Raw genomic sequence first — 14,011 nt, 5'->3', positions numbered from 1 at the left:
AGCAATGGAAAAAGGTGCTTTGTTCCGCAGGATGAACAAGGCTGAGCTACAAAGTAGTCCGTTGTAAGCAGGGGCGGCGGCATTAAAAAGGCCGTCTGAAAACATGTTTTCAGACGGCCTTGCAGGAAAAGAGCCTATGTTTTAGATTAGAGAGCGTTGCAGGTTGTTTCCACACGGTTGCCGTACGGATCGGTAAAGTTGAAGACAGCACTGCCGCCTTTCTGATGCCATTCGGTATGTTTGCCGAACAAGCCGCGGTTGCTGGTATAAAGCGAACCGGAACCTGAGCGGGAGGCGTTGAGTACAGAGCGGTTGTCGTCCAAACGCAATTCGATGCGGTCGGAGCCGAGGGGACGGACATTCACGTACAAACCGTTGCGGCATTCGAAACGGGCGGCGCGGATGTTGCGCTCGCGGCGTTCTTCAGTATGCTCGTTACGGCGTTCGCGGCGATGGTGATGATCGTAACGGTCGCGGTCGTAATGGTCGTCGCGGTCATAGCCGCGCTCATGGCGGCGTTCGCGTTCGTGATGGTGATCGTAATCATAGGGAACGACACAGGCCGCGGTAGTTAAGGCTGCTGCAACGGATAAAATCAATGCGCTGGCTTTCATGGATATATTCCTTTATAAAATATAAAAAACATCTACATATCGGCTTATGTGCCGGATGGTATGCTAGTAACGGCGGCATTTTATGGCAATGCGGTTTAACAAGAATTTTCTTAACCGGCTGTAAGCTGTTGTTTTCTGCCGAACGGAATGAAAAATCATGCTAAAGGCCGTCTGAAAAGTTTCAGACGGCCTTCGGCTTTTTATCGGATGTGTAAACGGATGTCAGTTTTGCATAGCCAATTCCGTTTTAATTTTTTAGAATCACCCTGTTCTCGGCAATTTTAAAACCAAACCATGAAAATCCGTACCAAAATTTGCGGCTTTACCCGCCCCGAAGATGCCCGCATTGCCGCCGAATTAGGCGTGGACGCGGTGGGGCTGGTGTTTTACGAAAAAAGCAAACGTTTCGTTACCGTAGGGCAGGCAAGGAAAATCGTGGACGCGTTGCCGCCGTTTGTGAGTGTGGTGGCGTTGTTTGTGAACGCAACAGAAGCGCGTATCCGCGAAATTTTGGCTCAGGTGCCGATAGACGTGATTCAGTTTCACGGCGATGAAACGCCCGAGTTCTGCCGTCGGTTCGAGCGGCCTTACATCAAAGCGGTGCGTGTGCGGCATACCGCAGATATTCAGACGGCCTGCAGGCAATTCCCCGACGCGCGCGCGGTATTGTTTGATGCACATGTCGATGGCGAATACGGCGGCACGGGCAAGAGTTTCGACTGGCACATGCTTTCCGGACAATCGAACGGCCGTTGGATACTTTCAGGCGGCCTCACTCCCGAAAATGTGGCGGAAGCTGTTAGAATCACAGGTGCGCAAATTGTCGACATTTCCAGCGGCGTGGAAAGTGCCGCCGGTGTGAAGTCCGCCGAAAAAATGGCGGCGTTTATACAAAATGTACAGCAGTTGCCGACCATATAAACCAACAGGGTTTGGGCGGGTTCGGTTCCGCATCTGTACACTGCAACCTGCCGTTTTATCTTGTTTTCAGACGGCCTTTTACAATTTGCCGTAAGGCTTCGAGAGGCCGTCTGAAAAGCGATTTTCTTCAAAGGAACCTTTATGCAGAACTACAACTTCCCCAACGAGCAAGGCTTTTTCGGCGAACACGGCGGCGTGTATGTTTCCGAAACATTGATTCCCGCATTGCAGGAATTGGCTGCGGCCTACCGCGAAGCCAAAAACGATCCGGCTTTTTGGGAAGCGTTCCGCCACGATTTGAAACATTACGTCGGCCGTCCCAGCCCGGTTTACCATGCCGTGCGTTTGAGCGAAAAGCTCGGCGGGGCGCAAATCTGGCTCAAACGCGAAGACCTCAACCATACCGGCGCGCATAAGGTGAACAACACCATCGGTCAGGCGTTGCTGGCCAAGCGTATGGGCAAAAAACGCGTGATTGCCGAAACCGGCGCGGGGCAGCACGGCGTGGCGAGTGCTACGGTAGCTGCGCGTTTCGGCATGGAATGCCATGTCTATATGGGCGCGGACGACATCCAACGCCAAGCACCCAACGTGTTCCGCATGAAGCTGTTGGGGGCGAACGTAGTGAGTGTGGACAGCGGTTCGCGCACGTTGAAAGATGCCATGAACGAAGCCATGCGCGAATGGGTGGCGCGGGTGGACGACACGTTCTACATCATCGGCACCGCCGCCGGCCCTGCGCCTTATCCCGAAATGGTGCGCGATTTCCAATGCGTGATCGGCAACGAAGCCAAAGAGCAGATGCTTGAAGCCATCGGCCGCCAGCCCGATGCGGCTGTGGCCTGCGTGGGCGGCGGTTCCAACGCCATCGGCTTGTTTTATCCCTATATCGGCGAAAAAAACGTGCGTTTGGTCGGCGTGGAAGCGGGCGGCAAAGGTGTCGATACAGACGAACATGCCGCGCCGATTACCAGTAAAGCACCCATCGGCGTGCTGCACGGTTTCCGCAGTTATCTGATGCAGGACGAGCACGGCCAAGTGGTCGGCACCCATTCGGTATCCGCCGGTTTGGACTACCCGGGCATCGGTCCCGAACACAGCCATTTGGCCGACATCGGCCGCGTCGAATACCATGCCGCTAACGACGATGCCGCGCTGGAAGCCTTTGATTTGCTGTGCCGCTACGAAGGCATTATCCCCGCATTGGAAAGCAGCCACGCGCTGGCGTGGGCGGTGGCCGAAGCGCCGAAGATGGCCAAAGACCAAGTGATTTTGGTGAACTTGTCCGGCCGCGGCGACAAAGACATCAATACCGTGGCGAAATTGAAAAATATTGAGTTGTAAGCATGTTTTCAGACGGCCTGTTACCGCAGTGAAACTTGATATTTCACTGCGGTAACAGGCCGTCTGAAATTGATAGTAAGGAACATAGCCGTTCAGACGGCATTCATACGGTTTGCACTTTGCCGCTGCATATGAATGCGGAGGGGCGGCTATATTTTTTGGTCTGCGGGCACCAACACGCTCATGCCGGGGCGGACGTTTTGCAAAGGCTGCACGGGGCGGGCTTTGATTTCGAAAGTGCGCATATCGAAGCCGTCGTTATTACGGGTGGCGCGCCATGTGGCGTAGTCGGCAAGCACCTTGCTGGCGAACACTTTGAAGCGTACGGGTTGATCACCCAAAGCGGGAATCGTGCCTTCGAATTCTTTGCCCAAGCCGAAGGCTTTCAAATGATCTTCGCGCACATTCAACACCAGCCACTGGTCTTTCAAATCCACCAACGTAACCAACGGCACTCCTTGCGGTACAACGGTACCTTCTTCCACCATCACGTCCGCCACTTGGCCTTTGATCGGGCTTTTCAGATTGGCTTCGGCTTGTGCAACTTCGGCCTCTTCCACTTTGGCGGCAACTTGTTTGGCTTGGGCTTCGGCAGCCTCTTTGTCTTCCGAACGCGCGCCGGTTTTGGCCATGTCGTATTGTGCTTTGGCGGCGGCGGCCTGCTCGCGGCTGGCGATGTAGTTGGTGTAGGCCTCATCGCGTTTTTGACGCGACATCAGGCCTTCGTCGGCCAAATTTTTCACGCGGCGGTAAGAGGTTTCGGCAAGGTTGGCGGCAGCTTGGGCGCGTTTCCATTGCGCGCGTGCTATTTCGATTTCCTGCGGGCGCGCACCGTGTTCGGCTTTGCGTGCTACGGCTTCGGCGGCTTCCTGTGCGGCTTTCGCCTGCTTGATTTTGGCGGTGATTTCGGGGCTGTCCATTTCGATCAGTTGCGTACCGGCTTCGATGTTTTCGCCTTCTTTCACGAAAATTTTGCTGATGCGGCCGGGCACTTTGGCGGCGATATCGGTTTCTTGCGCGTCCATCTGGCCTTGCAGCACCACGGGGTCGGGTTTGGCGGCCAGCCACACGCCGTAGGCAACCGCGCACACGAGAATCAGCAGCACGATAATCAAAGCGGCGGAACGGTTTTTGTTGTTGCTTTCTGTCATGGATGTTCTTTCTTTTTCAGACGGCCTGTATGCGGAGCGGAGCTTGCTTGCGGGTTGTTTGTTGTTTGCAGACGGCCTTTATAGTTTGAAGACGGAGAGGCCGTCTGAAATTATTGCACGACACCGTTTTTCATAAACAGTTTCACATCGGCCTGATGTTCGTAATCGTGCAGCCGTTCGGGGATGCCGCTGCTTTCCAGCAGTTTGGCCAGCGACTGCACATAGTCGTTGGCGGCTTTGGCGCGTTCGGTTTTGGCTTTGGTGAATTCGGTTTCGGCTTTCATCAGTTCCGCCACCGTATTCACGCCTTCGCGCAGGCCGGATTTTTTCAGGTGCAGCACTTCTTTGGCCAGATTGACGTTGCTGCCGCGGCGGATGTATTCCGTACGTGCGTTTTCGACGTTGCGCCAATTTTTTTCAACCAGCAGCATGATGTTTTCGCGCAGGTCTTCATTGCTTTTTTCGGCTTGGATGACTTGTTGCGCCGAGGCGCGGCTCATGGCTTTGCGGTCGAGTTGGCTGTAAAGCGTCCAATGCAGGTTTACGCCTGCCATCCAACTGGCTTTGTTTTTGGTTTCGTAGGCACCGAAGAGGTTAAGGTTGGGCTTGTAACGCGCTTGTCCGGCATCGTGAAGTGCTTCGGCCTGATGTTTTTTGGCATTCACCTTGCTGAAGCCGGGGTGTTTTTCCAAGGCCAGCTGCTGGAAGTGTGTCAGCGGTTCGATCGGTTTGGTCAGCAGGAAAATGGGGGTGGTTGGTTCGACGGGTGTTTCGCGTCCGAGCAGGCGGTGCAGGGCGGTTTCGGCCAGCTCGGCATCGTGGTGCGCTTTTTCGGCATCGCGCTTGGCATTTTCAAAAGCGGCCTGCGCTTCCAAACGTTCCACTTTGGCAATCAGACCTTCTTCCAATGCGCGTTTGGCGGTGTGGTCGTAGCGTGCGATGGTGCGCACGGCTTGATCGTGCAAACCGGCGGCCATGCGTGCAAGCTGTGCGCCGAAATAGCGTTCGGCCAAGGTGCTGTTCAACTCGTTGGCGGTAAGCGAAGTGTCGGCTCCCGCTTCGTCGGCACGGGCTTTCAATAGGTTTCGGGCGGCTTTGGCGGTGCCGCCGTTGTACATCGGCCATACGGCGATTAAGGCGGCGTTGTGCGTGTTGCCTTTGGCATCGTAGGAAATTTGGTCGGGAATGCGGGCGGCAATGCGGTTGGCGGCGGTGTCGAGCACAGAAGATACGGAAGGATCCAACCCGCTCAGGATGGTGTTTCTGCGGGTGTTGTTCAGAGCCTGATGTTTGATGTCTCTGATGTCCGCTTCGCCGCGTACACGGTATTTGATTGCAGTAGCATCAAATGCCACGCTGGGCCCGCCCAAGCCTTTTGCGGCTTCGCTCTGCAATTGCCGTGCCGATTCAAACGCTTGTGCCGCTGCTATTTTGGGCGAATTGCGCATCAATTCCTGCCGGGCTTCCTGAAAACTCAGCATGCCGGTACCGTCTTCGCTATTTACTGCTAATCGGGTGTCGGCGGTGGAAAGGGTTTCTTCTGCAACAACCGGCGGCATTTCGGCAGCAGCGAGAGGTGCGGCCAGCAAGGTTAAAAAAGCAAACGGTAAAAGCGGTTTTTTCATCATTGTTTACGCGGTCAAATGCAGTAAAAGCCGCGATGCGGCTGAATATATAATATTGGAATTATAGAGTTGGCCCTTTTTTGCTTCAATAGGAGAAATAGTGCAGGGCATCTATCTTTAACAGTTAAATGAAATATGGATGCGGAATATGCAGCGGTTTATGCTGTTCGGCGGTAGTGAAGACTATGGGGATTCAGACAAATGTTAAATGCATCCCGTTCCTTTCAGTGTGGCGGCAGCAGTAAAATTTTTTCAGACGGCCTGTTGGAAAGTTTGTGCCATAAGCATTTTATAGGCGTTTTTAATAAAAAAACGGCGGAATCGTCGGACGCGGTGGAGAAGGGGAGGCATGATGTGGCGGGTGTTCCGTTTCCGAACGGGATATGGCACGGCATAAAACCGAACATACACAGTCATTTGAAAACAAAAGTGCCTTGTGTTCCGTGTAAAAAATAGTAATAATGCTCCGGCTAATCATTGAATCTAGCCTCGATTGTTATATGGCGGAACAGACAGGATTTTTACTTAAAGTGTGGCAATACCGGTTTTCCGGTCCGGCACTTTATTAATATGAATTTTGTTCTCCCAGATTTCACAAATCCAAATCAAGAAAGCACGAAAAATGGCGTTAATCGTACAAAAATACGGCGGTACTTCGGTAGGTTCCGCCGAGCGTATTAAAAACGTCGCCAAGCGTGTTGCCAAAACCCGCGCCGAAGGACATGACGTGGTGGTGGTGGTTTCAGCCATGAGCGGCGAAACCAACCGTTTGGTAGCTTTGGCGCACGAGATGCAGGATTTCCCCGACCCGCGCGAGCTGGATGTGGTATTGGCTACGGGCGAGCAGGTAACCATCGGCCTGTTGGCGATGGCTTTGAAGAATATCGGTGTCGATGCGAAAAGCTATACCGGCTGGCAGGTTGCGGTTAAAACCGACAATGCCCATTCTAAAGCACGCATTGAAGACATCGACGACCAAGCCATCCGTGCCGATTTGAAAGCCGGAAAAGTAGTGATTGTGGCGGGTTTTCAGGGCGTGAATGCCAACGGCGATATTTCTACGCTGGGTCGCGGCGGTTCCGATACTTCCGCCGTTGCGCTGGCCGCCGCTTTGAAAGCCGACGAGTGCCAGATTTATACCGATGTGGACGGTGTTTATACCACCGACCCGCGCGTGGTGCCGGAAGCCCGCCGCTTGGACACGGTTACTTTTGAAGAAATGCTGGAATTGGCGAGTTTGGGTTCGAAAGTTTTACAAATCCGTTCGGTAGAATTCGCCGGTAAATATAAAGTCCGCCTGCGCGTGTTAAGCAGTTTGCAGGAAGGCGGCAATGGCACATTAATTACCTTTGAAGAGGACAACAACATGGAAAGAGCCGCCGTATCCGGCATTGCATTCGATAAAAACCAAGCCCGCATCAATGTGCGCGGCGTGCCCGACAAGCCCGGTGTGGCTTATCAGATTTTAGGTGCGGTAGCCGATGCCAATATCGAAGTGGATATGATTATTCAAAATGTAGGCGACGAAGGTACAACCGATTTTTCATTCACCGTACCGCGCGGCGAATACAAGCCCGTGTTGGAGCTGTTGAACGGTTTGAAAGAAAGCATCGGTGCCGCTGAAATCGACGGCGACGATACCGTATGTAAAGTTTCTATCGTCGGCTTGGGCATGCGTTCGCACGTGGGCGTGGCTTCCAAAATGTTCCGCACATTGGCCGAGGAGGGCATTAATATCCAAATGATTTCGACTTCCGAAATCAAAGTTTCGGTGCTGATTGACGAGAAATACATGGAATTGGCCACCCGCGTATTGCATAAAGCTTTCGAGTTGGCTTAAGCGCCGATATTGCAAAGAGGCCGTCTGAAAACCTTTTCAGACGGCCTGTATTGTATGGGAGTAACCGGTCGATGAAGATATTGAAATATTTAAAAATAGATACGTTTTTGCTGATGTTGCTGCTCATGATGCTGGCGGCAACGCTGTTTCCCGCGCAGGGGGAGGCGAAAACGTTTTTCAAATATCTGACAACCGCCGCCATTGCGCTGCTGTTTTTTATGCACGGCGCGAAACTGTCGCGTGAATCGATTTTAGCGGGCATCCGGCATTGGCGGCTGCATTTGCTGGTGTTATCTTCCACGTTTGTGCTGTTCCCTCTGATCGGCATGGCGATGAGGCCGCTGTCGCCTTGGTTGATGGAACCTGAAATTTATCAGGGCTTTCTGTATTTATGTGCGCTGCCGGCCACGGTGCAGTCGGCGATTGCCTTTACTTCGCTGGCACGCGGTAATTTGGCGGCGGCGGTGTGCAGTGCTTCGGCATCAAGTTTATTGGGAGTGTTTGTATCGCCCTTGCTGGTGGGCATGTTGATGAGTACGCAAGGCAATATGGATTTTTTCGGTTCGGCGGGCGGTGATGCTGCAATTGCTGTTGCCGTTTGTTTTGGGGCATCTTTCGCGCCGGTGGATTGCTGAATGGGTGGCGGAACATAAAAAGCTGATTCGGTTCACCGACCAGTCGTCGATTTTGCTGGTGGTTTACACTGCATTTAGCGAAGCAGTGTTGGAAGGTATCTGGAGCCGTGTGGGTTGGAACACGCTGCTGGTAATTGCAGCAGTGTCGTGTGCGATGCTGGCATTGGTGTTGCTGGCAACCACATACGGTGCGCGTCTGTTGGGATTTGATAAAGAAGACGAGATTACCATTGTGTTTGCCGGTTCTAAAAAGAGTTTGGCTAACGGCGTACCGATGGCGAATATTCTGTTTCCCGCCCCTATGGTGGGGATGATGGTGTTGCCGTTGATGATATTCCATCAGATTCAGCTGATGGTGTGTGCGGTGCTGGCACAGCGTTATGCGAAACGTGCCGACGGTTAAGCGGTACGGAGAGAGACAAGAGGCCGTCTGAAAAAGTTTTTCAGACGGCCTCTTATTTATGCTTCTTCGGGGGCTTGGTTCTGTATCCGGGCATGGGTGCCGGCCAACCGGGCCAGCACATCTGACCATGCCGCATCCATTTGGCGGCAGGCTTCACCCTCGGCTTTGATGCCGAATTCGATATGCGGCGGAATTTTCTCACCGCTTTTGCTTTTCCAGCCCACGCTCGGCAGGCTGAAAGAACGAATGCCGGCGTATTTCTGTTCGACATCGCGCATAATCGGTGCAACGTGCGATTCGGGCACGCCGAACAACCACACCGAACGTTGCGCGCTTTCCGTTTGATGGAAGCGGTCGGCATAGTAGGTGTCCAGTACCCACTCGGCCATCGGGTGCGCCATCACGGGAAAGCCCGGGAAGAAATAATGTTCGCGTATCGAAAAACCGGCGATTTTGTTATAGGGGTTGGGCACCAAATCGGCTCCGGCGGGAAAGTCGGCCATCAGCAGGCGCTGTTTGTGCGACGGGGAATCCAGCGAATCGCCGCGTTCGAGGGTGGTTTCTTCGATAAACGGCACGGCGGCGACATGGCGTTCGACCGGCAAACCCAACGCTTCGGCCGCAGCTTGGCGGGTGTGGTCGTCGGGCGTGGAGCCGATGCCGCCGGTAACGAAAGTCGGCAGGCCGTCTGAAAAACTGCGGCGGAACTGTTTGACCAGCAAATCGCGGTCGTCGGGCAAATATTGCACCTGACCGAGCTTTAATCCATGCCGTTCCAATAAGGCTTTGAAAAACGCAAAATGTTTGTCGGCCCGGGTACCGTGTAGAATTTCGTCGCCGATAATGATTAAGTTGAAATAGATCATTGCGTATCCTGTAATAAAGTGGAATGTATAAGCGGCCTGAAAAGCAGATAAAAGTAAATTTAAAAGCTGGACTAATTAACTGATTCATACAATAATGAACCGATATTGGCAGTCAGTAGGGCCATTAGGCACATATCATTAAACAAAAGAAAGAAAAATAGGATCTTACATGAATCAGGACGAACATATTATTCTACAAAATCTGCCGATGAATCAAAAAGTCGGCATCGCTTTTTCAGGCGGCCTGGATACCTCGGCCGCTTTGTTGTGGATGAAATTGAGGGGCGCGCAAACTTATGCCTACACCGCCAATTTAGGCCAGCCCGATGAAGACGATTATGAAGCAATTTCCCGAAAAGCCAAAGAGTATGGTGCCATTGAAGCCCGTTTGATCGATTGCCGCAGCCAGCTTGCCCACGAAGGCATTACCGCCATTCAATGCGGAGCATTCCATATCCGAACCGGAGGCACGACTTATTTCAATACCACGCCTTTGGGTCGGGCCGTTACCGGCGTTATGCTGGTTTCCGCTATGAAAGAAGACGACGTTAATGTTTGGGGCGACGGTTCTACTTATAAAGGCAACGATATCGAACGTTTCTACCGTTACGGCTTGCTGACTAATCCTAATCTTCGCATCTACAAACCGTGGCTCGATCAAGCTTTTATCGACGAATTGGGCGGCCGTCAGGAAATGAGCGAGTTTCTAATCGCCAACGGTTACGACTATAAAATGTCGGTAGAAAAAGCCTATTCCACCGATTCGAATATGTTGGGAGCCACCCACGAAGCCAAAGATTTGGAGTTTCTAAACTGCGGCATCAACATTGTTAATCCGATTATGGGCGTAGCATTTTGGGATGAAAATGTAGAAATCAAACCCGAAGAAGTAAACGTACGTTTTGAAGAAGGCGTGCCGGTGGCTTTGAACGGACAAGAGTTTGCCAATCCGGTAGAGTTGTTTTTGGAAGCCAACCGTATCGGCGGCCGCCACGGTTTGGGCATGAGCGACCAAATCGAAAACCGTATTATCGAAGCCAAATCACGCGGTATCTATGAAGCGCCGGGAATGGCGTTGCTGCACATTGCTTACGAGCGTTTGGTAACCAGTATCCATAACGAAGACACCATCGAACAATACCGTATCAACGGCTTGCGTTTGGGCCGCCTGCTTTATCAAGGCCGCTGGTTTGACCCGCAGGCATTGATACTGCGTGAAAGCGGCCAGCGTTGGGTGTCGAGGGCGATTACCGGTGAAGTAACCTTGGAATTACGCCGCGGCAATGATTATTCGATACTGAATACCGAATCTCCCAATCTGACTTACCACCCTGAGCGCTTGAGCATGGAGAAAGTTGAAAATGCGGCATTTACGCCGGCAGACCGTATCGGCCAGCTTACCATGCGTAATCTGGATATTGCCGATACCCATGTCAAGTTAGGCTTGTATTCAAAAGCAGGGCTGTTGTCTAAACATGTTGATTCGTTACGCAACTGGGTAATGGTTGATAAGGCCGATAAATAATCCGCTTGTCCGGAATAACGGAGAAGCCTGATGCATATGCACAGGCTTCTTTTTTATTTGTTGTGAAAGTAAAAACAGAAGGCTGATTTCCAAGCTTATCCGAATAAAGGAGGCCGTCTGAAAAAATCTTTTCAGACGGCCTCTTTGCTCTTTCATTCAAGTAAAAAAACTAACGGTATTAAGCATAGTGGCGTTCTTCGCCTTTACCGTCCACATTGTCGGCACAGCGTTTACAAATGGTGGGATGGTCTTCGGCAGCACCTACGTCGTCGGTGTAGTGCCAGCAGCGTTCGCATTTTTCGCCGCTGCTTACTTTAGCCGTTACCGCCAGCTCTTCGCCTTTGTTGACGGTGGCTTTGGACACCAGCAACACAAAGCGCAATTCGTCGCCGAGCATTTTCAGGTAGCCCGCCAAATCTTCGGGAGCGGTAATATCGACTTCGGCCTGTAAAGATGAACCGACGGTTTTATCGGTACGCAACGGCTCGATGGCGGCGGTGGCCGCTTCGCGCACTTGGCGCACGGCTTGCCATTTTTTCACCAATTCGGCTTCGCTCTTTTCATTAATGGGCGGAAATTCGTGCCATGTGTGGAACAGTACGCTGTCTTCTTCGCCGCCGCCGATGATATCCCACGCTTCTTCTGCGGTGAAGCAGAGAATCGGCGAAATCAGCAACACCAAGCTGCGGGTAATGTGGTAAAGCGCAGTTTGCGCGCTGCGGCGGGCGTGGCTGTCGGCGTGGGTGGTGTAGAGGCGGTCTTTCAGAATGTCGAGATAGAACGCGCCCAAGTCTTCCGAACAGAAGCTCACGATGTCTTTCACCGCGAAGTGGAAGGCATAACGCGGGTAGTAATCGCCGGCCAAACGCTCTTGCAGTTGGCGCGCCAAAATTAAGGCGTAGCGGTCGATTTCCACCATTTGGTCTTGCGGCACGGCGTGCTCGATGGGGCGAAAATCGCTCAGGTTAGCAAACAGGAAGCTCAAGGTGTTGCGGATGCGGCGGTAGCTTTCGGTAACGCGTTTGAGGATTTCTTTGGAAATCGCCAATTCGCCACTGTAATCGGTAGAGGCCGTCCACAAGCGCAGGATGTCGGCACCGAATTCGTTATACACTTCTTGCGGAGCGACAACGTTGCCCAGCGATTTGGACATTTTTCTGCCGTTTTGATCCACCACAAAACCGTGCGTGAGCAGTTGTTTGTAAGGTGCGCGGCCCATTGATGCGCAGCCGGTGAGCATGGACGATTGGAACCAGCCGCGGTGCTGGTCGCTGCCTTCAAGGTAAAGGTCGGCAGGCCAAGCCAGCTCGTCGCGCTGTTTCAGCACGGAAAAGTGGGTGCTGCCGGAATCGAACCATACGTCCATGGTGTCTTTGAGTTTTTCGTATTGTTCGGCTTCCGCACCCAAGAGTTCGGCGGCATCCAGCGAGAACCATGCTTCGATGCCTTTTTCTTCGATGCGTTTGGCCACTTCTTCCAAAAGCTCGGCGGAACGCGGGTGCAGTTCGCCGGTTTCTTTGTGGACGAAGAAGGTCATCGGCGTGCCCCAATAGCGTTGGCGCGACACCACCCAGTCGGGGCGGCCTTCAATCATGGCTTGCAGGCGGGCGCGGCCCCATGAGGGGAAGAACTCGGTATCGTCCACGGCTTTGAGCGCGTTGTTGCGCAGGGTTTTGCCGCTGGCTCCGGCTTTGTCCATGCCGATAAACCATTGGCCGGTGGCGCGGTAAATCAGCGGGGTTTTGTGCCGCCAGCAATGGGCGTAGCTGTGTTCGATTTTGGCGTGGGAAAGCAATCTGTTTTCTTCTTGCAGCCATTCGATAATCACGGCGTTGGCTTCCCACACGGTTAAGCCTGCCACGCGCGGCACGTCGCTGCGGTAGCGGCCTTCGCTGTTAACGGGGTTGTCGAGCGTGATGTTGTATTTCAGGCAGACGAAATAGTCTTCCAAGCCGTGCGAAGGTGCGGTGTGAACCAAGCCGGTACCGGCATCGGTGGTAACGTGTTCACCGTTGAGCATGGGGATGTCGCGCTCTAAAAACGGATGGCTCATGTGCAGGTTTTCAAGCCTGTCGCCGGTGGTTTCGGCCAGCACTTGGGTGTGGCCGTCTGAAAAGCCGTAGCGTTTCAATGCTTCTTCGGCCAAATCTTTGGCGAGCACGAGCTTGCCTTTCGGCGTATCGATCAGCTGGTAAAGCACATCGGCACCCGCGCTCACGGCTTGGCTGGCGGGCAACGTCCACGGCGTGGTTGTCCAAATCACGGCAAAAGCCTGGCCGTCGAGAGTACCCAAACCGAAGGCTTGGGCAAGGGCAGCGTTGTCTTTAAAGGAGTAGGCCACGTCGATGGCGGGCGACACTTTGTCTTTATATTCCACTTCGGCTTCGGCCAGCGAAGAGCCGCAGTCCAAGCAAAACTGCACAGGCTTCTCGCCGCGGTAGAGGTAGCCTGCTTTGTAGATTTCGCCGAGGGTGCGCACGGTGTCGGCTTCGGTTTTGAAATCCATGGTGCGGTAGGGGTTGCCCCAGTCGCCCAGCACGCCCAAGCGGATGAAGTCTTTTTTCTGGCGGGCGATCTGTTCGGCGGCATATTCGCGGCACAGTTCGCGGAACTTGGCATCGGGCATGTTTTTGCCGTGCAGTTTTTCCACCATCACTTCAATCGGCAGGCCGTGGCAGTCCCAACCCGGCACATAGGGCGCGTCGAAACCGGCCAGCGTTTTGCTGCGGATGATGATGTCTTTCAGAATTTTGTTGACGGCATGACCGATGTGGATGTCGCCGTTGGCATAGGGCGGGCCGTCGTGCAGAATGAATTTCGGGCGGCCTTGGGCTTTTTGGCGCAGTTTTTGGTAGCGTTGCTGATCCTGCCAATCTTTCACCCACGCCGGCTCGCGCTTGGCCAGATTGCCGCGCATGGGAAAAGGCGATTCGTGAAGATTAACGGTTTTGCTGTAATCGGTCATGGTGTTCTCAGTGTAACGGTCGTTCGGATGGTTTTAGCGAAACTTGCAAAGCTTATTTTCATACGGCCTGATTGCCGGATTTGTAAATTTTGTTCATTTTATAAGGGTTTGTATCGTCTGAA

The 14,011-nt window shown here is 53.2% G+C and carries 11 protein-coding genes; 6 read left to right on the top strand and 5 right to left on the bottom strand.

All coding sequences use genetic code 11. The annotated features are described in order from the left end of the window. Nucleotides 1-146 precede the first annotated feature (146 nt). Complete coding sequence (locus EL216_RS05075; protein WP_085389292.1) at nucleotides 147-614, bottom strand: MliC family protein; 468 nt, start codon at nucleotides 612-614, stop codon at nucleotides 147-149. Nucleotides 615-908: 294 nt separating this feature from the next. Between EL216_RS05075 and EL216_RS05070 the strand changes: the two genes are divergently transcribed. Both EL216_RS05070 and trpB read left to right on the top strand, forming a co-directional pair. Continuing rightward, a complete protein-coding gene (locus EL216_RS05070; protein WP_085389294.1) occupies nucleotides 909-1,535 on the top strand; it encodes a phosphoribosylanthranilate isomerase in 627 nt (208 codons plus the stop codon). 141 nt (nucleotides 1,536-1,676) lie between these two features. After that, on the top strand, nucleotides 1,677-2,879 hold the full coding sequence (gene trpB, locus EL216_RS05065) for a tryptophan synthase subunit beta (protein WP_085389295.1): 1,203 nt from the start codon (nucleotides 1,677-1,679) through the stop codon (nucleotides 2,877-2,879). Between the two features lie 149 nt (nucleotides 2,880-3,028). Here trpB and EL216_RS05060 read toward each other — a convergent pair whose 3' ends face one another. Both EL216_RS05060 and EL216_RS05055 read right to left on the bottom strand, forming a co-directional pair. Next, on the bottom strand, nucleotides 3,029-4,030 hold the full coding sequence (locus EL216_RS05060; protein ID WP_085389296.1) for an HlyD family secretion protein: 1,002 nt from the start codon (nucleotides 4,028-4,030) through the stop codon (nucleotides 3,029-3,031). 110 nt (nucleotides 4,031-4,140) lie between these two features. Then, nucleotides 4,141-5,658, bottom strand: coding sequence for a TolC family protein (locus tag EL216_RS05055; RefSeq protein ID WP_232005272.1), 1,518 nt, complete (start codon nucleotides 5,656-5,658; stop codon nucleotides 4,141-4,143). A 619-nt stretch (nucleotides 5,659-6,277) separates the two neighbouring features. Here EL216_RS05055 and EL216_RS05050 point away from each other — a divergent pair. From EL216_RS05050 to EL216_RS11410, 3 genes are all read left to right on the top strand, one after another. Then, nucleotides 6,278-7,495 carry an aspartate kinase gene (locus EL216_RS05050; RefSeq protein ID WP_085389297.1) on the top strand — a complete coding sequence of 406 codons (1,218 nt, stop codon included), beginning with the start codon at nucleotides 6,278-6,280 and terminating at the stop codon, nucleotides 7,493-7,495. Between the two features lie 71 nt (nucleotides 7,496-7,566). Beyond that, on the top strand, nucleotides 7,567-8,130 hold the full coding sequence (locus EL216_RS11415) for a bile acid:sodium symporter (protein ID WP_269471220.1): 564 nt from the start codon (nucleotides 7,567-7,569) through the stop codon (nucleotides 8,128-8,130). Further along, nucleotides 8,072-8,533 carry a bile acid:sodium symporter gene (locus EL216_RS11410; protein ID WP_269471219.1) on the top strand — a complete coding sequence of 154 codons (462 nt, stop codon included), beginning with the start codon at nucleotides 8,072-8,074 and terminating at the stop codon, nucleotides 8,531-8,533. Before EL216_RS11415 ends, EL216_RS11410 begins: the two co-directional genes overlap by 59 nt. 56 nt (nucleotides 8,534-8,589) lie before the next feature. Here EL216_RS11410 and EL216_RS05040 read toward each other — a convergent pair whose 3' ends face one another. Then, nucleotides 8,590-9,399, bottom strand: coding sequence for a competence/damage-inducible protein A (locus tag EL216_RS05040; protein WP_085389298.1), 810 nt, complete (start codon nucleotides 9,397-9,399; stop codon nucleotides 8,590-8,592). 169 nt (nucleotides 9,400-9,568) lie between these two features. On the opposite strand from EL216_RS05040, the gene argG reads away from it, so the two are divergent. Then, nucleotides 9,569-10,924 (top strand): argininosuccinate synthase, encoded by a 1,356-nt coding sequence (argG, locus tag EL216_RS05035; protein WP_085389299.1) that lies wholly within the window; start codon nucleotides 9,569-9,571, stop codon nucleotides 10,922-10,924. 178 nt (nucleotides 10,925-11,102) lie between these two features. Here the strand turns inward: argG and ileS are convergent, their stop codons facing one another. Beyond that, nucleotides 11,103-13,889: an isoleucine--tRNA ligase gene (ileS, locus tag EL216_RS05030; protein ID WP_085389300.1), complete on the bottom strand. Its 2,787-nt coding sequence runs from the start codon at nucleotides 13,887-13,889 to the stop codon at nucleotides 11,103-11,105. Nucleotides 13,890-14,011 lie beyond the last annotated feature (122 nt).

It is taken from the genome of Neisseria animaloris (assembly GCF_900637855.1).
GTDB classification, from domain to species: Bacteria; Pseudomonadota; Gammaproteobacteria; order Burkholderiales; family Neisseriaceae; genus Neisseria; species Neisseria animaloris.
This window is presented reverse-complemented; position numbering and strand designations above follow the sequence as displayed.